We start from the raw sequence: 25,433 nt of genomic DNA, 5'->3' as shown, positions 1-25,433 counted from the left end.
AATGCAATTGGTATAAATAGTGCCCCTTATTTGCAGAATTTAACCAAACTTAGGCCAGTAATAAAAACCCTACAAAGGTAAGTGCAGCTGCAATGAGTGCATAGGGCAATTGAGTCACCGCATGGCTAACTAGATTACATCCCGAACCTTGCGCAGCCAGTACTGTCGAATCTGAGTAGAAGCAAGCTTGGCTACCAAAGGATGATGCTGATAATAATGCGCCAATCACCAGTGGAATATTAGCATCAACCGCTTGCGCCAGAGGCATCACAATGGGGATCGATACTGCAAAAATACCCCAACTTGATCCGGTTGCAAAAGCTAACAATGACATGGTTAAAAAGACCACTGCCGGTAACAACACCGGTGTCATATAGGGGCTCAAACTCCCAATAACAAACTCTGGTAGCATCAGCTTGTCACACACATCTTTGAAGATGAACGCAGCAATTACCGTTCCAATTGCTGGCAACATATTCTTAAAGCCATCAATCATCTGCTCCATCATCTCAGACAATGGCATCAGTTTCTGTATACCGTAATAAGGTAAGGTTATCGCTAATGTCGCAATAAGCCCTTTCAGCACATCAATATCAAAGTAAACCGTAAAGCCAACTAGCAATAAAATGGGCACAAAGAAGTTATGTAATTTGCCGCCGTCATCGGCATTCTTAAACTCATCTTCAATCGCTTTAAGCGCATATTCATCTGAGGTCTGCACCTCATCTAAATCGATCTGTTTCTTTGCAGGCTCACCCATAGCGGCTGCAAGCTGCGCTTTTTTCATCGGTCCAAAGGCTGGAATAATGCCCAAGATCACCAATAGCACCATAGCGACCGCTAACCAAGCGTATAACATATAAGGTATCGCCTGCATGTAGACAGCGATTCCCTGCCCCTCACTTGCAATACCGTTATCGACTAAAAGGCCACCGAAAAATACCGCCCACGTCGAAAGAGGCACGAGCACGCAAACAGGTGCTGCTGTCGAGTCAACAACATAGGCTAACATCTCACGAGAGACCTTGAATTTATCGGTAACTCGCTTCATGGTAGATCCCACTGTTAGCGCATTCAGATAATCATCTATAAAGATAACCATACCGAGAATGAACGTCATAAACAGTGAAGACCTCTGTCCTTTGGCTAGTTTGAGTGCATGACGGCCAAATGCCATCGAACCGCCTGTTTTTACCAACAGCGCAATCAAAGCACCAAAACCACCACAGACTAGAATTAACCAGCCAATAGTTTCATCAGCCATAACAGATAAAGATGTATCAGCAAAGTTAGTCAACATATTCGCGCTGTCATACATCGCGAGGCCAACTAAAGCACCAATGATCAAAGAAAGGATTGGACGGCGTAACACGATTGCTAACACCAAAACCACCGCAGGTGGGATAAGACTTAAGGCTGTCGGCTCAGACATGCGCTAAGGTCCTTATAATAAAGTGCCAAAATGGCTAGATTATTCACCAAACTCAAACACTTATTTGCTGAGTTCAATTGCTGCTTTCCTGTTAAAGTACCTGCCGATACCATGTATTTTACGGGTCTGTAGTCACGCCCTAGGAAAAACATCGCGCAGAAAATAATCCTCAATTGCTTTTGAGTCAATCAATATTATTAATATTGCAGATACTTTTTATTACAAAAAAACAAAACCACAACCTAATCTAATGAAAAATAACAAAATAATTAGCTTGCAGAGTAACAAATATCGCTATTCATTTTCATCCGCTTTTGAGATAAATAGCCGATTAACATCATTACTCCATAACTGAATAATTTTGCGGCTTTTATTTTTGTTCCAAAAACACTTTCCGAACAAAATGATCCCTGCACCTTCAAAGTCACGACGAGATTGCAGATCGAAACGAGAGGCTAGCGAACTCGAAAACATATCGATAGGGATGCCAACATCTTTGGTCTCTGCAGGATTTAACCACAAGCGCTGTTTATCGGTATGAGATATCGTGCCCCAATACATTCGCGGCGCACCATTTTCAGTTGGCTCTGCATCAGCAAAATTGACAAATAAGTTCTTTGCTCGCCAGCGATACTTTTCATCGGTGTAAACCCAGAGGTCTGAACTTGCCAAGTCACTGCCTCGTAATAAACTATGCAGTACTTTCTCCAGCCCTTGAGTCGCAACGCGCTTTTCAGGCTCACTTTTATCAACACCACTTGTTGATTCAGGCTCGGAAGAAGCCTTAAACGGGAGTGCAGCTTCCTCTTCAAGCGCTCTTTTTTCTGGCTTTGTTTTTACCTCTGTATCGCTATTCGACGATGTTTCTTTTAACACCTTTTGCTGAGCTTTAGCCTTAGAAACTTTTGCTGCGCGGCTAAAATCGATAATCATCGCATCGCTATCAACCACCAGCTGATTCACTTCAATAGCGTGTAGCTCTTCACGTGCCTTAGCTGCTGATGGCTTAAACTCGACGCAATCACTTTGATGATATCGAGAGCCAAAGCAGGCTGCTTTGCCGTCTTTTGACGCCTTACGATAATAAGCCTTTCCTGCACAGGCTGGACAAACAAGTGCTTGACGATATTTTTCAATATCATCATCAGATAGTTTTTGAAATTTAAATACTGACAAAGTTATCGGCTCAGCTTCATCATACTTGCAAATAGCGTCTAACATATTTATTCCTTTAAGCTCTTGAAAATCCTTAACCTATCATAAGCGCTTACTTCATTTATTAGCCAGAAGTTTTAACACGACCAAAGAGATCCAAGCTTTATTTCGACAAATACCGAAATAAAGCTTGATCTAATTTATAATAAGCCTATTATCTGTCCATCTTAATTATTTCGATAATTCCAGAAATAACAAACAAAAATTTGCTAGGTCATTATTATGAGTCCTGAAATCATCAGCATGGCAAAAGAAACAGCCAATATGTTTCTGTTTCTAGCGGCAGAGTTAACTTTACTATTCCTGGCTATTAGTTACATAGTCGGAATACTTCAAGAGTACATTCCTCCAGAAAAGATCCAGTCAATTTTGAGTTCGAAGAAAGGTAAGGGTTATATTATTGCCGCGCTGCTGGGTTCGATAACGCCTTTTTGCTCGTGCTCGACGATCCCTTTCTTAAAAGGATTACTTAGAGCAAAAGCAGGTTTTGGTCCTATGATGGTTTTCTTGTTCTCAAGCCCATTATTGAACCCAATTATTATTGGACTGTTCGTCGTAACATTTGGTTTTAAAGTCGCTGTATTCTATTTCTTAGTCGCTATGGTCGTTTCGGTGACTGCTGGCTATGTGCTAGAGAAACTAGGATTTGAACGTTACGTGAAACCTGAAGCTTATGAAGCAGTAACAGCCTCTAGCTGTGCTACAAGTTGTGGCGATACAGCGCCTAAAAGTGCGCCAGTTAAAGCCGCAACAACATCTTGTTGCAGTGAACCTGCGCCAACCGCGCCAGTACTTGCAACAGCGTCATGTGGCAGCACTGCAGTAGCAGACTCATGCAGCTCACCTGCGAGTACTACCCAAAGCAGTTGTGGTGACAGTAAAGCGACAGTAATTGAAGACAACCGTTGGATACGAGTTTGGCGCTCAACATGGAAAGACTTTAAGCAGGTTTTGCCATACTTAATGGTCGGCATTTTACTTGGATCATTCATTTACGGATTTATGCCTACAGAGCTTATTGCAAAGTATGCAGGTGAAGGCATGTGGTATGCCATTCCTATTGCTGCTGTTATTGGTATTCCCCTCTACATTCGTGCAGAGGCGGTCATTCCATTAAGCTCAGCATTAGTCGCCAAAGGTATGGCGCTTGGTTCAGTCATGGCGCTAATTATCGGTAGCGCTGGAGCCAGCCTTACCGAAGTAATTTTACTTAAATCGATTTTTAAAAATCAGATGATAGCAGCGTTCTTAACTGTGATCCTCGGTATGGCAATAGGTGCAGGCTACCTTTATAGCTTCATCTTTGCATAACGCATAACCAAACAACCACGTGCTGATACTCTTTGCAGCTGTAAAAAGTATTAGCACGTACAATTTTTAAGCGTATAATTACCGACGAGTACAATCACTCAATATAGTATTGACTAACTGGAGTTATAAAATGGCAAAACATCGTCAATCACCACCGCCAATAGAGCACGAAAGTGGCCGCGGGATTATTAAAGACAATGCATTAAAGGCTATCGTTACCAGTCCGTTATTTAAAACGCGTACTGAGAAACCTAAAAAGGGCAAGGGGTCTTACAACCGTAAACAAAAGGGGCAAAAGCTGAAGGGCTTAGCCCCTTTTGACTATCTAGCTCTCGCGTTTTTTCATAACAACGATAACAGCATTTCCGCATAGTATTCTCTCCAAAAACTGCAGCATAAATTTAATTTACCTTTTACTGATTTAACTGTTGACTCAAGCGCACAACAATTAGACTATTGGGCCTTCGAGACATTAAACTCTATTGGTAACATGACACTTATATTCACCGCTATTTACTGCCAAGCAAATTGCCTGACACTGCGACTTCTCGCCAGTTTGATGTGGTTATGTCGTTGCGCGGTAAATTGGGAATATAACAATAGTTAGCCAGTAATTCTCGATTCCACACCGCAAACAATCAGCAGCGCGGTGATGGACAACTCTCCTTTTCTCGCCTTGCCCTACAGCGGTTCTAAACTAATCTGTATCATTAGCTTTGATGTCGCTTTGTGTGACCAAGCTATAAACGCAAGGAGTGTTGAGATGTCAGCAACAGCATTACCCAAGATGGTTCCAGCGGCCTTTATGTCGGTGGTATTAATTTGGTCGACAACGCCACTAGGGATCGTATGGAGCAGTGAGTCAGTGCATCCAACGATGGCAGTATTATTGCGAATGCTGATCGCGCTGTTGCTGGGCTCGCTGATCATCTTATTAATGCGTATTCGCTTACCGTGGAACCCCACCGCAAGAAAACTATATGCTGTTTCTTCAATTGGGATTGTGGGGGGCATGTTACTGAGCTACTTTGCCGCGCGTTACCTACCCTCGGGCACTATGTCATTGATCTTTGGATTATCGCCTTTGATCTCAGGCTTATTGGCGCAAAAAATATTGAATGAACCTAAGTTTAGTCCGATGCGTTTGGTTGCTCTGGCGATTGCATTTATCGGCCTTGGCATCGTTTGCTCCGCCAAACTTTCGCTGTCGAGTGATAGCTGGATTGGCTTGCTACTGATTTTAACCGCGGTGAGTTTATTTAGTTTAAGTGGCGTGTTGATAAAAACAGTGAAAATAAACATCCACCCAATTGCCAGTACCGTCGGGGCACTTATCTATTCAACACCGATGTTTGCCGTTGCTTGGTTACTCTTTGATGGCACAGTGCCAATCGACACTTGGCAGCCACGTTCATTAATGGCAATCGTCTATTTGGGTGTCTTTGGCTCGCTAATTGGCTTTATTGCTTATTTCTACGTGTTGCAGCACCTCAACGCCAGCACTGTAGCATTAGTCACTCTCATTACCCCAGTATTTGCGATGATGTTGGGCGCACAACTTAATGGTGAAGCGATAACCCAAGCCTTGGCTATTGGCGCTTGCTTTGTGTTAACGGGGTTGGCACTGTTTCAGTTTGGTGATCAGCTACGCGCTAAACTGATTAAAAATGCTAATCCCAAATGATAATAAAGAGTAGATACTAAAGAGTAAGACGGTGAATTAATTCACCGTCTGTAAAAACGATTATTGGTAAGTTTTTCCCTGATGCTTTAGCCAACCACCGACATGGCGACCATTAGGATCATGATGAGTCCAGTGCACCACGCCGCCGCGATCGTTATACTCATATTGACCATAAAAGCTCACAGTATCGCCCTCTTTCAAACCATTAATCTTCGGGGCTAAATCGATATTATGAGCAATTAACAGAGTTTGTCCGTTATTGAATTTAATAATAAACCGTTGATGACGACTGCCCTTATTATCATCGGCGAGTATTCTACTGACCACGCCGCTACTTTGCACTTGTATGCCACTAAGCTGTTGCTTAAACGCTTGGCTAATTTGCGAGTCATCTGCGGCAACAGCATTTGAAATAACCGGTAGTGCGGTGTTTGCAGTCATTGGCGCTATAGTTTTGTTATACACAAAACTGGCAATCGCCAATACCACCAGCATTATCGCAATACGATATAGCACGCCCTGAATTGGCTTTTGCAGCTTAGCAGGTCTTGTTGCTTTACGTCGCTTATCGCCATCAATACCGCTTTCGCCCCCTTCGATACGGGCAGCAAATGCCCGCTGCTTGCCATCTGTTTGGGCCTCTATTTGAAAATAGATCGTATCACCCACCAAAGGTCGCCGAGTCATAGGCTCCAGAGCTGACATATGCATGAATATATCTTGAGTTACATCATTGTCTGCCTCGACTTCAAGCCTGATAAAACCATAGCCTTTGCTGTCGTTCCAGCGAACCAACTTCCCCTTCTTTATCACTGTGTTGCCTCTTCTAAAAAACGTTGCTTGATTGTATTCGGCCAAAGTGCTTTATAAGCGTTAATCTGTTCAAACAATCCGTGGTAAATATCTAATGCCACCAAAGTGTCGGCTGCAGCATACTGGATTTGTTCATCCGATAATGGCTTGTCGAGCGGCAACGCCCAATTCGATAACGTCACCCGCTTGCTCTTAGGCAGCTTAAGCGACAATACGCTTGCCGCTATTTGCACTGTCCCCATCTGTTTTGTCGCGCCAAGCTGATTCATCAGCCAATTGAGATCGAGCATCGGGCTTAAAGCAATATTGAAATCACGCTTCATTGCATTCACATCGCTGCGAAGCCCAATACCAATCTTAAGAATATTCGAATGCTCAGACAGCACCTCTGCCAGTGCCGCTTTAAAGCTCAACACATTACTGCCAACCATTCTAAACAGGTAACAATGGCTCGCCGTCGCGATTTGAATCAAAGAGACAGGATTAGTGTTACGACGGCCTTTGTCAAAGGTTGCCGCGGTTTCAGTGTCAAAGCCAATCCACTGCTGGGCTTTAATATCGGTCATCGCCGCCGCTAAGGTATCGATGGTTACGATAGATATTTGCCGTTCGTTGCCATCAAGGTGACAGGCCACATTTTGAACCTTGTCGATTCGATAACCTGCAAGTGCAGCAATATCTTTATCGCTCATACGACTAATAAGGTGCGTACGCAATCGCAACCAATCAAGTTTTTGCTGGTTTGTCTCATTCACTATCGAATCGAAAAAGGTCTGCTCCGCCGCTTCCATGGCGGCAAAATAAGCCTCCGCTTCAGCGCCAAGCGCTTGCCTGATCTGTACTAACTTATCGGCCGCTAGGGCAAATTTATATAAACTCATACCGTTTCTCAGTGCGTTAATCTGCATAGTACTTTGCTATAGATTAACGAATCATAACGCGAAACAGCTGCGTATTGCGTAATAAACCGCAACTGTTAGTATCTAACCACAACTAAAATAACACTAAACTAAGACAGTGAACGTCATGAAAAATATCAATAAATGGATTTACCCTGCGTTATTAGCATTAAGTTGCAGTGCCCATGCTCAAACCACTCTGATAAAAAACGTTAATGGCTACCCCCTCAAAAAACAATCCTAACAAAACACCGATTAAATTCGTCACTAGCGCAAAGATAATGCCGGCGTCAAAGCTGTAAATACTGATGGAGCAAGCTTTGAGACAGCATAGCTTGCTCCAAAAATATTGAGTTTTAAACTGGTGGTATCTCTCCAAAACGACCACTTTGATAATCATCAATAGCTTGGCGGATCTCAGCTTCACTATTCATCACAAATGGCCCCATGTGCACAATATCTTCCTTAATAGGCGTGCCAGCCAAGAGCAACACACTCGCACCAGCATTGCTTGCAGTTAAACTGATCACTTTGCTTGCATCAACAATCAATAGCTGTTGCGCGTGATAAACCTCTCCAGCTGTGAGCAACTCTCCAGAATAGATGTATAAACCAACAAAAGCATGCTGCTCTAACATCAACTCTGCACTGCCGTTTGCCTCAATGTTAACATCGGCTATTTCTGCATTACCTGCGAGATCTTGAATCGGTGCAACAACAGACTGCCCTGCAAATTGCCACTCGCCTGCGAGTGCTCTAATTTGCGCTCCAGTTGAATTTCTAAGTTCTGGAATAGGTGTACTGGTGGTATCTTGGTAACGGGCAGGACGCATTTTTTCGCTTGCTGGCATGTTGAGCCAAATTTGGAAGCCATGTAATCCAGTTTGGCTATCAGCTAATGGCATCTCAGAATGAATCACGCCACTACCGGTGCTCATCCATTGCACATCTCCTGCTTGTATCGCTTTGACATTGCCGAGCTGATCTTTATGCTCCATGCCGCCTTTAAGAATATAGGAGAAGGTTTCAATGCCGCGATGAGGGTGAGGAGGGAAACCGCCAATATAGTCAGTTTCCTCAGCAGATTTCAACTCATCTATCATTAAGAATGGATCTAGTTTGCCACGAGTAAAATCGGCGATTCTAATGATATTAACGCCATCACCGTCCATGGTTTTATGTGCTGGATATTGTTTGATTATGTTCATCTGTTTTACCTAAAGTATTTTTGATTGCCTTCAAGTTAACAAATAAATATTAGAATGAATAACGCGAAATACTGCAGCATTCATTCTACTTAATCGAAATATAAACGCTTAACTAATCGCCGTTACACTTAGAAAGGATGATCCACCATTACCCAACCGTTAGTCGCTTCATCTGAATGAGCGATATCAAAGCGAACCACCAAACCAGCCGTTAATGCCCTTAACGATAAGCCGTAATCTACTTTTAAATCTGACAATAATGTACTGGCGGTATACTCAGGAGCCACTCTGCCAGCTTCTACAAACCCTACAACTTGGAACCAATCTAAGCGTAAAAACTTAAGCCAATTGATGTCTTCAATGGGGTTGTATTTTAAGGTGTAGCGGTATTCCGCACTGGTATAAATGGCCGCTTTATCATGAAAGCGATTTTGGTCAAATCCACGCATACGGTAGAAACCACCTAAGGTAGCCCCTTCATTATATGGAGCATTATTGGTAACTTGGCGTCCGCCTTGGTCATCGTATTCAAGCTCCCAAGAAGGTGAGTATCCAGTCCAAAAGTTAAGTGCGAGAATACGTTGGCTTGCATATTCTGACTCGCCAAATGAAAAGTATTTACTCATATCAAGATTCACAAAGGTCCACTCATTGTCTGAGTCTAGCCAAGCAGCATCATGTGAAACCGAGAAGTACTGGCTACTACCGGTAGATGGGTTAACTGAAAAATCGGTATTATCGTACAAGATCCCAAGCTCGATGGCATGGATAGTGCCATCAAGTTCGTCATCGGCAAACTCAAAACTTTGATACCGATTAAACTGCCGTAGTACCACTACTGTTGCTCCGCTCTCCAGTGGATTCCAACTATCACCACCGCTCGGCTCTGAAACTAATAAGCCATTTTCAAGCTTATATTCCACCATGCCTTTATCTTTTGTCGCCCCGATAGGCAATGCGTACTCAAGTTTTATATCAAACCAATTAGAAGAACCATCCGCCTCTAAAAACTGTAAATTAGTAGAGTCGTTACTACCCGGTAATGGCGTGCCTGCAGGAATAAACTCCCGCCCAGCCCCAGCGTAGGCACGCTGATCAGGATAATAACCAAGAAAACCATAAGTACTTAAAAAAAACCGTTCGGTTTTGGGCAGCTTAAAATTCCAAACGCCTAAGCCCGCCCCCCGACTTACATCACCACCGAACACGGTGCCACCAATCGTCATTTGGTCTTGAAAATATCCACTCAACATACCGCCTAGACCAATATTAAGCCCCATAGAATCAGAGTTAAAAAAATAGGGAAGCAGTAGTTTTTCCTTAACATTATCAGGAGTTTCAGCTCTATCGATAGAGGTTTTTACATTAGCTGCTGGTGCGGCCAACACACTAACAGGTGCTGTAATGCCAAAGCAAAGTGAAATACAACAAACAAGGTGAATATCTAAATCTATTACTTTCATCTTGTTTCCTCTAAAGATGACTCAGCGATTGAGATTTAAGCAAAGTCTTTCAGCTCTGCTCTATACTTATTGAAAATATATCCAATCCTACTTGAATACATTTCGCTTTTAACAGGTCTTTTACAATAAAACATAGCAGGATTAATAGTATGACTCGACAAATATTCATAATCATAGCGTTAACATTTTCAACATTGGTATTTTCAAGTAACTCTTTTGCCGCCGACTCAACTGCCAAAGTCGGCCATAGTGATGGCGAAATAGCCATGCTTAATGGGCAGGCTATAGCTTGGGATGCAGAAAATGAGCAGTGGCTTAGCATCGATGACTTTTGGCAACACTGGGCCGATTCCCGCGGTGGTATTACTTGGGGGCACAGTAAAGACTATCCGCCTTACGACCAAGTCAAAGAGCAAGATACCTTTCTAGTCGAACTCGATGGTGGCACTTGTTTAATGGAGTTTTGGCACAGCCGCTGGCGCCGCGCCAATGATGTTCGCCGCTGGGATGATAGCTTCAATGACTACTCAGCTTGCCCACATGTTTTTGACTAAAGACTAGCCGCAGAAATTCCTCTTGCTGGATAAAAATTGCTTGAGTTAATTAATTAGTCAGTAGTTTTCTAACAAGATCACACCTTTTAACGAAATTTCTGCTGCGCTGAGAATAGTCACGTAATATTTCTGCCTAGTATCAATACCTCATGCCGTTATCAGCGAGCTATATTCTTCTATGTCAGAAACTTCATTCGAACGAGCAAAGCGCTCTTTTATAGCGGCAATATGGGCTACTCTCGCCAGTATATCCCTTGGGCTAGCGTTTAAAATCTGGTTGGCTCAATGGGTCGCTAAGAGCGATCTTGCCCTCTACCATACCGTTGTCGATATCATCTCACTGTCATTAATCTTATTAAGCGGATTTCGAACCTCTATGGTGGTGAGTTTCTCGCAAACTAAAAATGCGCAAGACATTACTAATATCTTCCGTTACTCATTGATATTAATGGTACTACTCACCTGGGGAATTGTACTGCCCTATATAAAGCATCAGCTCAAAATTGATGTCGAATACGTGCAGCTGGTCGGTATCATTCTAGGAATGGGCTTTAAAGTCTATTTCACCAATCAAATAGGTATGTATCGGTTGTACCACATTGCAAATAAGGCAATATGGATAGAGCCTATGGTACAGATAACCTTATTTCTCATCTGTTATTACTTACTGCAACAAAGCGCGGTTTCATCACTGTTCTTTAGCTTAATGTTGTCGAGTATCGCCGTAGCAGCTTATATGTTTATTCAACGTCGTAAAGAGATAGCCACCACGCCACTTGCGCCAGTACAACTTGACCCAGAAATGCGCAGTTTTGTGAAAAAAAGCATGTTGTCCTCTCTCGAGGTAGGCGCGAGCATTTTAATGATTTACATCACCGTTTTGCTAACCGTCGCTTACTTTACCGTTGATGAGCTCGGTGATTTCCAAGTTGTTGTGAGACCCATGTTCGCCTACATGACGCTATTGTTTGTGTTCCCCGTCTATCGATATATTCTGCCGGAAATAGCCCAATGTTTACGGCAGGGGCAACATCAACAGATAGCGCAAATGCGGCGCTGGTTTTACACCCTAGGTATTGCTATTAGCGCTGTATTTTTACTCGCTATGATTTTTTACAGCGAGGAGTTGGTCACGCTAGTATTCCCAGCGACTTATGCGACTGCAGCTCCGGTATTGATGCACTTTGCACTGTTCTTTGGCTTTATGATGCTTAACGCCTTTCAGGTGGCCTATATCAAAGCCCATGGCCACTTTTTACAAAGCTTATCGATTAGAGTAGTTGGGGTTGTGACGCTAATAGCGATGTTTTACATTTTACGAATGTTCACTGATAACGTGGTTGCGGTGATACTTGCCATGGGCTGTGGCTACTTGATGATGTTTATCATCTCTAGTGTTATTGAATACCGCCTTATCCAACAACATAAACGTGAAGACTCTGAGTTGGTGCAGAGTAACAGCTAACTTTGCTGACCGTTACTGTGGCGTCAACTGCTCACAAATCGTATCGATAAACCATTGATAACGACTTGGCAGCTGGCGTTGCTTTTTGCTGACCATATATAGCTCTTCTGCCACTTCAGACAAAGTATTAGCAATAAACAAGGGCTCAGGATATTCATCGACAACAATCTGCGGCAGAACGGTAAAACCTAAACCTTTTGAAACAGGTAATAGAATTTGGTTTAGCTGATTAATGTAGCCACGCTGCTTCAGCTTACTCATGCCGACAAACTCATTGCCAAACTGTGCACTCAGCAGTTGCTCGGCGTAATAATGGCCGTCAGGATGATTGATAAAGCCTATATTCTCCAGCAATGCCAGTGTAATTTCACGACCTTTGAAGCTTGGTGGCAGCACTAAACATAGCGCTTGCTTGCCTAAATACAGTTGATTCAGTTCCAGCGAAGATTGCTGTTGCGTGACAATGCCAACATCGATGCTATTGTCTAATATGCTCTCTATAATTCTGCTATTAGGGGCTGCTTCTAAAGCAACCTGCAGCTGCTCATGCTGTAACTGGTACTGGACAAATCGCGGATAGAAGTGCATTGCAAGGGCACCAGAGCAAGCAAAGCGACACGTTCCCGCATGGGGCTCATCAGTCTGCAGCATCTGCAGTAGATGCTCCTCTTCGATGATTTTAGTTTTCGCATACGATAATAACTGTAAACCTGCATCAGTCAGCTCAAAGCTTTTACCTATGCGAGTTAACAGTAAAGTTCCAACTTGGTTCTCAAGTTTATTGATATGTTGAGTGACTCCAGGTTGGGTCATAAACAACTGCTCCGCTGTGCGAGTAAAATGCCCGATCTCTGCAAGCGTAACGAACGTTTTAAGCCACTGTGGATTCAGCATCGATATCTCATCAAATTAATAATCTGGCTAAATCATAACAAAATATAATCAGAATGCCATTTGATGATAACTAAATTCCCTTTTCATCACCGCAAGTGAACCAAAATCACTGCAGCATTAAAAAAGCTTATAATACAGCCCCTTGTAAAATCACTTAACTAACGACCAAATTACAGCGCTTTAGGTATTATCGCCTCAGCATCTACAAACACTTGATTACGACCATTTTCTTTAGCTTTATAAAGCGCCATATCTGCAACAGCGGCAAACTTAACCATATCATCGGACTCCGTTGGGATAATACTGGTCACTCCAACACTTACAGTGACATAAGAGCAGGTCGTAGAGCTTGAGTGGCTAATATTAAGTGCAGCAACATTTGCGCAGCAACGCTGTGCGGGTGATAAGCAATCACGAGTATGTGGCAAGATCACCACAAACTCTTCACCGCCATAGCGCGCAGCCACATCACTAGGTCGATGTAAGGCTTCAGCGATTGCTTTAGCCACTTCAACTAAGCATTCATCGCCAGCAAGGTGACCATAGGTATCGTTGTAACTCTTAAAGTTATCAATATCTATCATGAGTAGCGCAAGCCGCGTTTTGTTTCTAATCGCTAACTGCCATTCTCGCTCAAAGGCATCATCAAAAAAACGTCGATTGCCGATGCGAGTTAAACTATCTGTCATTGATAGTGCTTCAAGCTTTTTCTTCGCCTGGTTAAGATCTCTTGTACGCTCAAGTACCTGCATATTAACCATATGACTGTGCCTCATGATAAAGAACACATAAATAGCCAGCACTAAACTGCCTAATATGCCAAACAGTGCGACAAAATAGGGAAACGCAGTTCGCCGCTCCGCAATATAGCCTTCACTTGGCATGGCATGAATTTGCCATTGCCTACCACTAAAACGAGTTAATGGCCGTTGATAAACTATCTCACTATTATTCTGATGTAAGGACGCAGCAACCTCACCAGAAAAATTGCTATAAAGGGGTTGGTGCTTGTCGTTGGTGATATCTTCTAAGGTGTAATAGATCCCTTGTACCCAAGTTCTTTTTATCGCGCTATCGAACATGTCAGCCACTCTAAAGACACCTGCAACAAAGCCTAGCAATCGTTCTTGTCGTTTTAATAGCGTATTGGGTTCACCATCATAAATAGGCAAAAACACGTAAACAGAGTTTTGCTCACTGGCCTGTACAAGTTTAATACCAGCCGAGGCCATGGAGGAGCCTAAATCTCGAGCGTTGTTAAGCACTCTCATTAACGTTGGATCAGAGGCTAAATCAAACCCCAATTCATTTTCATTGCCAGAAAATGGTTCTAGGTACACCACAGGGAAATGGATGGAACGAGTTTTAGCTGTCACTAAATTCTCATCGCTGCTCTTTTCTGTAAACTCAAAATCTTCGTGAAACTTTGATTGGCTATTTTCAATCGACAAACGCGCACGCTTATCAACTTTAGGGATCCACTTTAGGGTTTGGATATTACGATGGCGTAAAAGAAAGCTGGTAGCGACCTGTTTAAACTCTTCAGCACTGACATGCTCAGAGCTAATAAAGACCCCTTTGAGGCCATAAAGCACTTCAATATTGAGCATTACCTCTTGCTCTAATACTCGGGCTTTATCATCGATATCGCGGCTAAACTCAACTTCAATCGTTCGGGTTTCTTCTGCATAAAGACGCTGGCCAATAGCTACCGAAACGACAATTCCCACTAAGGTGGCAAACAGTAAAACTAACAAAGAAAAGGTTTTCATAGCGCTCACACAAAGACAGTGTTGTCACTTTAAAAGCCGACTTTGGCGGCTCTTAGTATTATCATTTTAAAACGTCACTTAACCCCAAGGCATGTCGACATATATTCGAACTAACGTGTCGTTATCCCAAGGCAAAATAGCTAAATAGTCAGCATCGTTTTTGTCGCGATTATCAAATGGATCTAAGTTGTATTCACTGTGCTCAATACTAAGCTTTACCTCGCTGTCTTCAATCCAACTATCGGAGTGATAGCTAAAAACAGCTGAGTATTTATTTTCTAGCCAGTCGCTACCGTCATTCCATGTTTGAGCGCCCGCATAGATATCGAACGACTCCCCCAGCATTATCTGGGTATCTGCCGCAACAGTATAAGCGCCAGTTTTATTTTGAAAGTCTTCACGATCATAGCCACGCTCTCTTGGCACATCATCATCAATTTCAAGCATATAATGACCACCACCTAGCGTTAGGCCGGCATAGAACTTTTGATTATCGAATCGAGCGACAATGGCTGGAAATAGTTTTGATTGTTTTTCTACCGAGCTTACCGTATTGCGCTTACCATCCAGAGTCACTTGCCACTGCAGATTCATTGTCGGTGAAAAGCGATACAAATTACCGTCAACTGACCAAGCGGTTTGGAACCAAATAGGGATATGGTCAGGGTCGAGCTTATCTTTATCGTCATCGATAAAAATATCGATATTACCTTTCCAGCTAATATCAGACTCAGTGACATGCTCAACAAAAAAGCCAGCATGGGCGCCCAAAGTATGTGAGTCAACCTGTTCTACAATCGTATTATGGCCACCAAAAGCAATTCGCCAATCAGTACCTTCTGCTTTGGCAGTCAGCCCCATTCCAGTAAATACCATCGAACCTATAACTAAATATGATGCTGTATTCAAATCCATTTCCCCAACATGACTTTTTGGTTTTAACCCTGAGCGCTTCGGCTCAACAGTAAAAACTCAATATCTGGCCAAAATTTAACACAAGTCGCTAGCTTAATCAGGTAAATCTTAGCCGTGATGTCTATGAAAAGCTTAAATTATTAATATCGAACCATGGCATCAGCTGAAACATAACCGTTGCAGGTTAATGTTATATAGTCCACTTATGCCATAAAGTTCCTGACAAAATATAAAATCTATAGGAATTCAATCTAGATTGTGAAGCACTACAAACTTTAATATGAAAAGTTTCGATTCCCATCTAAAGCATTATATATGTCACACTCTAGTACATGTCAGAAAGTAAAAATTAAGTCATAATTAAGCATCTGGTTTTATTCTTAACAACTATATAAATTAGTGTAACGGACGCTTAATACCTGTATTTTTCGTTACTATATTACCTTGTCGATAAAGACCAAGGTCACTTTGAGGACATTAGCTTGATTAAACATATCGCTTTAGCACTAACTCTAGTAGTCGCTCCTATGAGCAGCTTTGCAGCACAATTCGTTGAAGGTAAACACTTCACCGTTGTTACAAATAAAGCACCAAGTAGTGAGCCTAAACTGACTGAGTTTTACTCGTTTTACTGTGGTAACTGCTTCAATATGGAAAAGATGTACCTACCAGACATTAAAGCCAATCTAAATAAACAAGTAACCTTCGACAGCAAACATGTTGATTTTGCAAACACTGAAATCAACACCGAAGTCATGCGCTCTCTTGCAGTTATTCAAACTTTGGATAATCCAAAACCACTTACTGACGCTATGTTTAAAGTTATTCAGGGCGACAATGGTGAAAAGCACGACCATAGCGCTCCAGGACATAAACATGCCGAACCGTTAAAAAGCCGTGACGACATCAAAGCTGTATTCGCCAAATTTGGCGTAGATAGCGCGCAATATGATGCAGCTGCAGACAGTAAAGAAACTAATGCTAAACTCGCTTTATGGCGCGCACAGCAGCAAGAGTTTAGAGTACAAAGCGTTCCAGCGTTCGTGGTTAACGACAAATATGCCGTTAACATGAGTTCTGTCCGTACTCTTGGTGAGCTTATCGACCTAATCAACTACCTAGCGGTAGAACATAAGTAACCATTTACTTATGTTAAAGGCGCCTAAAGGCGCCTTTTTTGTATTTGTACTCGCTAAAATAGCTTCATTTGTACTGGATTAATAACTGCCGCCACCGTTCCAGCATGTTTTCCCAAGCTAGCTCGGTTGCATGGCGTTGGCTCTCGCTAACACCTATTTCAGTTCTCTTATTTACGTTGTCTATCGCCTCGATGATCCCAATTACAGACAAAGAGGTAATAACCTCAAAGCCTATGCACTCTTCAGAATCAGGTAATTGATCGGCTAAGCCATCAATTGCGGGCAAAATAACATGTTTGCCAGCAGCAACGGACTCCATACAAGTGAGCCCAAAAGGTTCCCAGCGAGAAGGGATCACCACCACATCAACAGTGCTCAGAAAACTGGCTACATCCTCTATTTCACCAATAAATCGGACTTGCGACTGGCACTCAACCAACTGTTGTAGTGCCTCTTTATCTTCACCATCACCCGCAATAGTTAAGGTGACTTCGGTATCAGGGAAATGAGCAATCGCTTTAATTAACAAATCAAAACCTTTTTGTTTAGTCAGCCGTCCATAAGCGGCCAACCGCAGCGGACTATGACGTTCCCTCTTAGCGACAGCCTTAAACAAAGCTAACTCTTTAGCCTGCCCAACTCGAGCTATTTTACTTTCAGGCAGCTGGCAAAAGCTCAACAACCAATCAGCCTGTTGATTAGAAACACTAAGCACCTTATCGACCACGGCATAACCAAGTTTGAGCATCCATTTAAAACGGGTAGCATTGTGCACACAATGGCCAACAAATTCACGGCTATAATGATGCTCTTGATACAAGATAGGCGTCGACCAATTGGCGACTTTCAATGCTAAAAGTGCAGGTATTTTTTTCCAGCTTATAGCAGCGTGGATCACTATAACGGATGCGTCATAGTGACTAAATTTAGGCAGGTTAAGTTGAGTGTGAACTAACTGGGATTGAAACTCATGTTTCAGTTTTGAGGCCGCAAGACTTTCTAGTGCTATATTTACACCACCCAGTTTTGCATCGTCAATTAGCTGAATAACCTTTGGCCGCAATCGCCTATCCTTCACTCACGAGTCCATAAGGATAAGTTAGTTTAAAGCCTTTAAAGATAAAAGCTTTGTTTCAGTATTAGTGACAATTAATTCCGGATAAAATCGAGCAAATGTAAACAAGCAAAGATAACATGCACTACGATAAAGCCAATAAAGCCTTTGGCACAATAGATGTGGTAACTACGCCACATAAGTGCGTCGCTAGAGCCTTGGGTTACAAACCACAGCGCCCCTGTAAGCCCCACAGCTAAAAATATTAGCAGCCCTAGGCCTTCGACAATACTAAAAAGGCCTCTACCGCCCGCAATAGGTAACTTACCTTTTACCAGCCCCTGCAAGTCACTTTTTAGTTGTGAAAAATCTGCTATTAGCCAAGGAAAATACTGACGCCACTTTCCCTTTAGGCATGTGGTAATTAAAAATGAAACAGCGAGAACAGCAGCGAACAATCCAAGATAAACATGGCTAAGATCCCAGAGGCTGGCATTATTTCTTAAACTCCGCCCCATCAAGATCCAACCACTGGTCAAGATGAGGTAAGCAATGCTAATGATAATCATGATGTGCTGACGCGCAACGAAAACGGTTAGAACTTTCTGTAATCTTGATTTAGCCATTCTCACCTCAAATTGGTAACTTAACGCCTCAAAAGAATAAACTAGACTGTCAGCTGGTCGACATTATCAGCATAAGCCTCTACTTTTTGCCAATTGGTATATTCGATATTAGTATCAGCTTCAGTTGGCCCTTTAGTCATCCACATAATAAAGCGAATAATGCTTCTATCAACAACACCATAGCTTGGGTAATTGAGGTTACCACCAAACACTTCTACTAGTGCAGGAAGCCATGGAGACTTTTCAATGAAGGCCTGCATGTAAGGATTCGTTTCTGCTGTATTTTTCAATGGCTTTCTTGCAACCAAACTGACCGAGAAAAAGCTACTAGGCTTCTGCTCTAGCAGTGTTTGATTGGCTTCAATAAAGTCATAAACAGCGGGGTTATGCTTACCATGACGAATGCTTGCACCGATAATTATTTTGTCAAACGCGGCCAAATCAACGGTTTCATCGATACTAACGGCTTTAACTTTATTGCCTAAGGTTACCAGCTTGTTTTCAAGATAAGCACAAATTTTGCGGGTCTGGCCATGTACGCTTGAATAAACGATAAGAATATTGCTCACCAGATGCTCCCCTATAGGTAAAATTTAATTGGGTTAATCATAGGTGAAAATCGAGTATTTTTAATTGAATCAGATCACGAGCTTCAGTTCGATAAGCCGCTTTAACTTTACTTACCTCACAAAATCAAAAAAGGGAATACAAAAATTTTGTATTCCCTTAACGGCTTAATACTTATATTTTATAGAGACATCAAAAAATCAATAACTTGAGTTCGCTCCGCAGCAGATAGCGCCATAAAGTCATCGGTGCTTTTTTGCGCTTCTCCGCCATGCCACAAAATGGCCTCTTCAAGTGTTGCCGCACGACCATCATGTAGGAAACCAGCTTGAGGATTAACAGTTTGAGTCAGGCCTATTCCCCATAGTGGACGGGTTCGCCACTCATTGCCATCGGCAAGAAAATCAGGACGACCATCCGCCAACTCGTCACCCATGTCATGTAACAGCATGTCAGTAAAAGGATAGATAGTCTGGCTCTTGTGCCCCGCAATCATCTCTGTGCCACCAATGTCCCCCGAAGCTTTAGTGACAAAGCTAGGCGTATGACAACCACTGCAGTTAAGTTGCTCAAACAAACGCGCACCTTCTCGAACATCTGGGTCAGTGACATTTCGCCTTGCTGGCACAGCGAGTGTTTCAGCGTAAAAGACAACCGAGTCACTAAATTCAGCATTGGCTTCAGGCTCACCATCAACTCCTTCTCCAGTATCAGTAAAGCCTGTGCGCGCCAGGTAGTCATCATGCAGTGCTGTGCCTTTAATACTTTCATCGGGAAATAACGGATTAGTAATACCAATATCACCACGCAATGCACCTAATGATTGCACTCTGACGCTTGGTGTATTGGCTTTCCAGCCAAAGCGACCTAATGATAGCGGATGACTATCACCATTTTGCGCTTTTACTGCATCAAATACGTAGTTAGCACGCCCCGAAATGTCATCATTATTACTGTCTTCAGCATCAACATTTGCCACAATATCAGCTTCAGGAATAGCTTCTAGAAGACCTAAACCAAACACCGGCATACCATTACGCCACCCCATGAGTACATCATCTTGAAGCAGATTAGAGGTCACATTAGAGCTTGATTTGGTTTCACCCGGTGCGTCATAAGGGTTCTCTACATCAAATAGCGGTTTCTTTAGTGTCACACTGGTGCCATCACTATAGGTCACTGTTTTGGTTTCATAAGACAGGTATACATCAGCCTGGCCAATGAACATGTTCTGCTGCCAGTCTGAGCGTGCCTTTAACACGCCACGATGAAATAACTGACCGCCAAAATCAGGTACAGCAATGGGGGCGCAATAGTTATTTTCCGCAGTACCTGTCACACATGGCTCATCAGGCGCTTTACTTATTCTAAGAAAAATACCAGCTTCGGAGCCCAGCTTAACTCGGGTTTCACCCGCAGCAACTTGCGGCGTTGAATTACGACCATCACGTTGATGGCAAGAGTTACAATCGGCATTATTAAATACAGGACCAAGACCATCTAAGTCTGGGTGAGCTGGATTCGGCGCGGTTGTAAAAGCGGTTTCAAAGCCAAGATCACCATCCAAATGTAACGCCAGCTCTTCATCAGTTAAATTCGGTGCAGGTGTTGAGAAACCATGGCCAGATTCGGAAGCATCATAGGTTGTAGTATCACCGCCACTGGCGGTGATATCAGTATAGGCAGGATAGATTTTCTCTTCCGGTGTAGGTGTCGTCTCATCATCACCACTACCGCCACATGCCGACAAACTTAATATTGCAGCGATTGCTAAAGCATTAAGCTTGATAGAATTTGATCTAAATTTATAATTTTTATTTCGCATTTTGTTACCACACACGTTCTACCGTCGATTTAGCTTGTGAGGCTACCTAGCAGCTACAAACTAAATGCCGGTGGTTACATAAAAAAGGCATAGGGAGATCCCTATGCCTTTTAAAAGTCACTTATTTACACTTTCCACGTCTTTAATAGTGGAAGTACATCTGACTCTAGGCTTGTTTGCAGTTTAGTTAATGCTTGTACTGCAGTTTCGATGCGGGTGCGACCTTCAGTATCAGAGATAGCTTGACGGAACGGCATGTCATTTGAGCCTTCAATCGCTTGAATAGTCAAAATAGCATTATCAATTTCAGTGCCAACACGCGTGGCTAAGCCCTTGTCTGCCGCAGCAACGAAATCAACAATACCTTGCTTGTCTGCAGCACCAGTCAGCTCACCTTGGTAGACATTACGTACACCAATGATGTTATTACTAAAGTCAGTTAGCGAGTTCCAAGAATATTGCGACTCAACTTTTGAGGTATCAGCCTTAGCGGCAGTGTCACCAAATGGATCGGCGATTTTACCGTTGCCCACTTCATCAACAATACCAATCATGCCGTTAATTAGCTCTTCAACTACACCGACGTTTGAGCTATAAAATGTGTTGCCATCACTACCAGGGTTTTTAAGTAATTCACCATAAGCTTTGCCCGTGCTAGCGTCATGACTAACAACCCATGCATCATCCAGGTCTTTAGTGTAATCACGGAATACTTCAGCAAGCCCCATTAAATAGTCACGTTCGTTGGCCGTTAGATCTGCAATGGCTTTAGTGTTATCAGCGACACCATCACCAAATAATAGGTATTCCATAGTATGGAAACCTTGCACGTCATCATTCCAACTTTTAATGGTTTCAGCATCAAAACCTGTCGTTGTAGAAAGAACAGTGGTTAAATCAATGGTGTTCAAAGGCCAGCTATCTAAATGTGGATCAATACCCATTGAGTCTACTGGGCCGAAGATGTGCGATTCACCTTGCTCCCAAGGCTGACGCGCCGCTTTCCATGCATCTTGTGCTGCTTCTAAATTCGCCTGAGTAGGGGTTGCAACCAATGTTTGAGTTGCGAGTAATAAAGCTTCACCTTCGCCCGCTAAGTCATTGTAACCAGCAACGATGACATCCTCTGTAAGGTTGGTCACCATCTCAGTGGCATCAAACGAGAAAGAGTTATCAGGTTCAGTTGTTGGTGTACTGTCAGAACCAGAACCACCACATGCAGCAAGTGCAGAAATTAACGCGACAGCAACCGCTGAATGAGTAAATTGTTTCATTAAAAACTCCATTTTTTTTAACTTAGATAATTTGATTTAGTTAACTTGTGTTTAATTGTTTATAGCGAGAACTGGTAGCCCACGCCCAGCGCAAAAAAGTTGGTATCAGGGATTGAAGACACAGCAACTTGCTGCACACCCGCTTCAGCCTTGATGACAATTTCTGGAATTGGGAAATAGTTGATACCGCCGCTAATCCAGGTATTTTCGTATCGCTTAGTGGCGATGCCCGATTCAACCTCTTTAAGCGGATTTGAATAATCGATATTGGCAAAAATAGTGACTGGAATAGAGGTAAAGTGGCTTAAGTCAACGCCCGCTTCTACAAAGAAAGCTTCAGACTCGCTGCCTAATTGAGCAAAGTTGCCCGGCTTCAAACCTGGAGTCGTTTTATTCGCTTGAGTAATGGCTTCTGAGTCGCTCAAGGTCCCGTTAAGATATTGACCGCGAAGGATCCACGGACCTTCAACGTAGGCGCCAGCAACAGATAAAATACCCACGGTACCATCGGCACTCATCTTGTTAGTTTTATGACGGTTACCACTGGTATTACCGTAGTAATACGAAACACCGACAGCCGAACCGCTTTTAAAATTGCCGTAATCTAAACGTACGACGTATGCCAGATCATCACCATTAACATGCTCAAAGCGTTTTTGGTGACCAGAAGCAACCCAATCGTAAGTACGGAAGTATTCAGAATTTAAACCGCTGACAACCTGCGCTTGATAATGGAAGTTAGCGATTTCACCAAAAACACCAATACCGTTTTCATTCCAGACAGCTGGAAGCATTGCAGCCTCGCTTTTGTGGCGCTGAACAGTAAGGTATTGATTAGGCTTGTGTAGGGTGCTACTCAAACCAACAGGTAGGTGGATATTACCGAACTTAACGCCAAACGCATCGCTTGGACGATAACGAATTTGCGCTTTCTCTATCATAACTTCACCGCCAGCTTCGACTTCAGCTTCAAACTCGCCAAATTCATCAAAGCCGTCGTACTCTAGAGATGAACCAGTACCGCCATGCTCATATTCAATTTCAACTTCCATGTCCCACTCATCGTTAAACTGATAGCCAAACTCAGTCACAATACGCTCTAAATCGAAGCGCCCACGACGTTCAGGCGTAGTGTCTTGAACATTGTCGTAGTACTCATCATTGGTATAGATGACACTACCGTAAGACTTAAAAGAGAATTTACTTAGTTTGCTTGATTCAGCTTGAACCGTTTCAATTGCAGCTTGCTGCTCCACCTGCTGTCGTTTCTGCTGCTCAGCCTGAGCATTTTGCTGTTGCTGTTGCTTAGCCAACTCTTTAAGTTGCCCCTTCAATGCCACCAGCTCAGCTTCTTGCTTAGCAATCGCAGCGGCTAACGCTTCAGGATCAGTTGCAGACATGGCGTTGGCACTGAATACTCCAGCGATAGTGGCGGCCAGTAGATTTAGCTTCACATGCTTTGACATGTTTTTCATAAAACGGCTCTCGATTGATTCTTGCTGGAAACCAGCATATCTAATAATTGCCGCCAAACTACACCAAATGAGAACGATTTGCATTACTCTTTACAATATAATTTACATTAAACTTACATTAGCCAAAGCAAATAAACAGCGGTAACACTTATTCCCCCAAACAATAAACTGTTACATTTCAATAACTAAATTTGACCTACATAGCAGATAAATTTAAAAATGACAGTAAAGATTAAATTGGTGAAATCTGTAGTTATTTAGCTATTACAAACTTGTTAGCTAAAAATAGTGCCTGAGAGTGGAGCATACATAAGGCTTTACATTGGTAAGTTCACAGCCGATATGTGCTGAATATGTACTTGTGTAGAAAGCACTTACACCAAGTCGAAGCTGAACACTTACCACGTTGCAAAGCAGGTTTTGTGTAAGCAACTCATGCCCAACTCGTTAGATTACAAAGCCGAAATTAGGGCAAGTAAAAATAGAGAGCTCTGCCGTGACGAGTGCAGCTAAGGATCTGGCATCCGAAAAGCGAGAATATTTTTAGGCATTCACATCTTTGTATTGCTTAATGTTAATTGGGTATATACTGCTCATCCTTTCGCCGTAGTACATGGATCGTTTCAATGAAGAATAACCCGCAAAAATTATTACTTTGGATGACATTCATCATGTCACTCGTGTTTGCCGTCTGGCAGGTGTTGCTCAACAATTTTGTCATTGAACGCGCACAGTTTACTGGTGCTGAGATAGGTATTTTACAAAGCTTGAGAGAGGTTCCAGGCTTTCTAGCATTCACTGCTATCTTTGTACTGCTGCTAATCAGAGAGCAGACCTTTGCGTTACTGTCGTTAACTTTGCTCTGTGTTGGAGTTGCGATAACCGGATTCTTTCCACAAGTGCTGGGGTTATATATCACCACGGTATTGATGTCGATTGGCTTTCATTATTTTGAAACAGTCAATCAATCACTTACACTTCAATGGGTTGAAAAGAAAAATACCGCAGCTTTCTTAGGAAAAGCGCTCGCGTGGCGAAGCGCTGCAGCTTTGATGGGCTATGGCAGTATTTGGATAATCATGACTTGGTTACAGCTCGATTACCAATGGATGTATGCCATCATCGGTGTGTTAGGGCTAGTAATGGTCATCACCATCACTTTGTATTTCCCGACGTTTCCTCAGGGGGAAGTACAACACAAGAAAATCATTCTCAGAAAACGCTACTGGCTGTATTACATGCTGACCTTTTTCTCCGGTGCCAGAAGACAGATCTTCATGGTATTCGCAGGCTTTATGATGGTTGAAAAGTTTGGCTACAGTATCAGCCAGATCACCTCACTATTCTTAATCAATTACGTAGTAAATCTGTTATTTGCCCCTGCCATAGGCCGCTTCATTGGTCGTATTGGTGAGCGTAATGCACTCACGATTGAATATGTTGGTTTAATACTGGTTTTTGTCAGCTATGCGTTAGTCGAGCATGCAGAAGTTGCCGCAGCGCTCTATGTGATTGACCATCTACTCTTTGCGATGGCGATTGCAGTAAAGACCTACTTTCAGAAAATTGCCGACCCCAAAGATATCGCCGCAACTATGTCGGTCAGTTTCACCATTAACCATATTGCGGCAGTCGTGATCCCTGCACTTCTAGGGCTTTTGTGGCTAACCTCGCCAGCGCTGGTATTTTACATCGGTGCAGGCTTCGCTGTTTGCTCACTGATCTTAGCGATAAATGTGCCTCGACATCCACAAAGGGGCGAAGAGGTAGCGTTATTTGGTAAGCTAGCACCACTGGTTAATGCAGACAAATAGCTAGACAATGAACGACTTGTTCGGCATAAAGATA

22 protein-coding genes are annotated in these 25,433 nt (G+C 42.8%); 7 read left to right on the top strand and 15 right to left on the bottom strand.

What is annotated here, in order from left to right:
- Window positions 1-49 precede the first annotated feature (49 nt).
- Window positions 50-1,432, bottom strand: a complete 1,383-nt coding sequence (locus tag AB4238_RS05980; protein WP_372032211.1) for a Na+/H+ antiporter NhaC family protein — start codon at window positions 1,430-1,432, stop codon at window positions 50-52.
- A gap of 294 nt (window positions 1,433-1,726) precedes the next feature.
- The gene (locus tag AB4238_RS05975) at window positions 1,727-2,653 is read right to left on the bottom strand and encodes a hypothetical protein (protein WP_372032209.1); all 927 of its coding nucleotides are present in this window, start codon (window positions 2,651-2,653) and stop codon (window positions 1,727-1,729) included.
- Window positions 2,654-2,869: 216 nt separating this feature from the next.
- Between AB4238_RS05975 and AB4238_RS05970 the strand changes: the two genes are divergently transcribed.
- The 3 genes from AB4238_RS05970 (at window position 2,870) to AB4238_RS05960 (ending at window position 5,642) form a co-directional block, all read left to right on the top strand.
- On the top strand, window positions 2,870-3,958 hold the full coding sequence (locus AB4238_RS05970) for a permease (RefSeq protein WP_372032207.1): 1,089 nt from the start codon (window positions 2,870-2,872) through the stop codon (window positions 3,956-3,958).
- Window positions 3,959-4,088: 130 nt separating this feature from the next.
- Window positions 4,089-4,331 (top strand): ribosome alternative rescue factor ArfA, encoded by a 243-nt coding sequence (locus AB4238_RS05965; protein ID WP_372032205.1) that lies wholly within the window; start codon window positions 4,089-4,091, stop codon window positions 4,329-4,331.
- A gap of 390 nt (window positions 4,332-4,721) precedes the next feature.
- Window positions 4,722-5,642 carry a DMT family transporter gene (locus tag AB4238_RS05960; protein ID WP_372032203.1) on the top strand — a complete coding sequence of 307 codons (921 nt, stop codon included), beginning with the start codon at window positions 4,722-4,724 and terminating at the stop codon, window positions 5,640-5,642.
- 60 nt (window positions 5,643-5,702) lie between these two features.
- Here the strand turns inward: AB4238_RS05960 and AB4238_RS05955 are convergent, their stop codons facing one another.
- The 4 genes from AB4238_RS05955 to AB4238_RS05940 all read right to left on the bottom strand — a co-directional run bounded on the left by AB4238_RS05955 (window position 5,703) and on the right by AB4238_RS05940 (window position 10,025).
- Window positions 5,703-6,455 carry a DUF3465 domain-containing protein gene (locus AB4238_RS05955; protein ID WP_372032201.1) on the bottom strand — a complete coding sequence of 251 codons (753 nt, stop codon included), beginning with the start codon at window positions 6,453-6,455 and terminating at the stop codon, window positions 5,703-5,705.
- Window positions 6,452-7,336 (bottom strand): 3'-5' exonuclease, encoded by an 885-nt coding sequence (locus tag AB4238_RS05950; RefSeq protein ID WP_372032200.1) that lies wholly within the window; start codon window positions 7,334-7,336, stop codon window positions 6,452-6,454. The genes AB4238_RS05955 and AB4238_RS05950 overlap by 4 nt, the downstream gene beginning before the upstream one ends.
- 374 nt (window positions 7,337-7,710) lie before the next feature.
- Complete coding sequence (locus AB4238_RS05945) at window positions 7,711-8,562, bottom strand: pirin family protein (protein ID WP_372032198.1); 852 nt, start codon at window positions 8,560-8,562, stop codon at window positions 7,711-7,713.
- 128 nt (window positions 8,563-8,690) lie between these two features.
- Window positions 8,691-10,025 carry a BamA/TamA family outer membrane protein gene (locus AB4238_RS05940; protein ID WP_372032197.1) on the bottom strand — a complete coding sequence of 445 codons (1,335 nt, stop codon included), beginning with the start codon at window positions 10,023-10,025 and terminating at the stop codon, window positions 8,691-8,693.
- 149 nt (window positions 10,026-10,174) lie between these two features.
- Here AB4238_RS05940 and AB4238_RS05935 point away from each other — a divergent pair, with 149 nt between their 5' ends.
- The gene (locus AB4238_RS05935; RefSeq protein ID WP_372032195.1) at window positions 10,175-10,579 is read left to right on the top strand and encodes a hypothetical protein; all 405 of its coding nucleotides are present in this window, start codon (window positions 10,175-10,177) and stop codon (window positions 10,577-10,579) included.
- Between the two features lie 178 nt (window positions 10,580-10,757).
- Window positions 10,758-12,044, top strand: coding sequence for a hypothetical protein (locus AB4238_RS05930; protein ID WP_372032194.1), 1,287 nt, complete (start codon window positions 10,758-10,760; stop codon window positions 12,042-12,044).
- Window positions 12,045-12,056: 12 nt separating this feature from the next.
- Here the strand turns inward: AB4238_RS05930 and AB4238_RS05925 are convergent, their stop codons facing one another.
- From AB4238_RS05925 to AB4238_RS05915, 3 genes are all read right to left on the bottom strand, one after another.
- Complete coding sequence (locus AB4238_RS05925) at window positions 12,057-12,938, bottom strand: LysR family transcriptional regulator (protein WP_372032192.1); 882 nt, start codon at window positions 12,936-12,938, stop codon at window positions 12,057-12,059.
- A gap of 170 nt (window positions 12,939-13,108) precedes the next feature.
- The gene (locus tag AB4238_RS05920; RefSeq protein ID WP_372032191.1) at window positions 13,109-14,710 is read right to left on the bottom strand and encodes a diguanylate cyclase; all 1,602 of its coding nucleotides are present in this window, start codon (window positions 14,708-14,710) and stop codon (window positions 13,109-13,111) included.
- 78 nt (window positions 14,711-14,788) lie between these two features.
- Window positions 14,789-15,625, bottom strand: coding sequence for a hypothetical protein (locus AB4238_RS05915; protein ID WP_372032189.1), 837 nt, complete (start codon window positions 15,623-15,625; stop codon window positions 14,789-14,791).
- Between the two features lie 482 nt (window positions 15,626-16,107).
- On the opposite strand from AB4238_RS05915, the gene AB4238_RS05910 reads away from it, so the two are divergent.
- Window positions 16,108-16,764, top strand: coding sequence for a thiol:disulfide interchange protein DsbA/DsbL (locus tag AB4238_RS05910; protein ID WP_371994531.1), 657 nt, complete (start codon window positions 16,108-16,110; stop codon window positions 16,762-16,764).
- Between the two features lie 64 nt (window positions 16,765-16,828).
- Here the strand turns inward: AB4238_RS05910 and AB4238_RS05905 are convergent, their stop codons facing one another.
- The 6 genes from AB4238_RS05905 to AB4238_RS05880 form a co-directional block, all read right to left on the bottom strand.
- On the bottom strand, window positions 16,829-17,827 hold the full coding sequence (locus tag AB4238_RS05905; RefSeq protein WP_372032187.1) for a glycosyltransferase: 999 nt from the start codon (window positions 17,825-17,827) through the stop codon (window positions 16,829-16,831).
- A gap of 86 nt (window positions 17,828-17,913) precedes the next feature.
- Window positions 17,914-18,444, bottom strand: coding sequence for a cytochrome b/b6 domain-containing protein (locus AB4238_RS05900; protein ID WP_372032185.1), 531 nt, complete (start codon window positions 18,442-18,444; stop codon window positions 17,914-17,916).
- Window positions 18,445-18,485: 41 nt separating this feature from the next.
- Complete coding sequence (gene hemG / locus AB4238_RS05895; RefSeq protein WP_372032183.1) at window positions 18,486-19,013, bottom strand: menaquinone-dependent protoporphyrinogen IX dehydrogenase; 528 nt, start codon at window positions 19,011-19,013, stop codon at window positions 18,486-18,488.
- A 179-nt stretch (window positions 19,014-19,192) separates the two neighbouring features.
- A complete protein-coding gene (locus AB4238_RS05890; protein WP_372032181.1) occupies window positions 19,193-20,836 on the bottom strand; it encodes a di-heme oxidoredictase family protein in 1,644 nt (547 codons plus the stop codon).
- Window positions 20,837-20,961: 125 nt separating this feature from the next.
- Entirely contained in the window at window positions 20,962-22,110 is a 1,149-nt protein-coding gene (locus AB4238_RS05885; protein ID WP_372032180.1) for an imelysin family protein, read from the bottom strand.
- A 59-nt stretch (window positions 22,111-22,169) separates the two neighbouring features.
- Window positions 22,170-23,585, bottom strand: coding sequence for a hypothetical protein (locus AB4238_RS05880; RefSeq protein WP_372032179.1), 1,416 nt, complete (start codon window positions 23,583-23,585; stop codon window positions 22,170-22,172).
- A gap of 626 nt (window positions 23,586-24,211) precedes the next feature.
- Between AB4238_RS05880 and AB4238_RS05875 the strand changes: the two genes are divergently transcribed.
- Window positions 24,212-25,399 (top strand): MFS transporter, encoded by a 1,188-nt coding sequence (locus tag AB4238_RS05875; protein WP_372032177.1) that lies wholly within the window; start codon window positions 24,212-24,214, stop codon window positions 25,397-25,399.
- The last annotated feature ends 34 nt before the right edge of the window (window positions 25,400-25,433 follow it).

Origin of the sequence: Shewanella sp. 10N.286.45.A1, from assembly GCF_041470405.1 — a bacterium.
In the GTDB taxonomy this organism is placed as follows: Bacteria; Pseudomonadota; Gammaproteobacteria; order Enterobacterales; family Shewanellaceae; genus Shewanella.
Note: the sequence above shows the minus strand (reverse complement) of the source record. Positions and strands in the feature narration are given on the sequence as shown.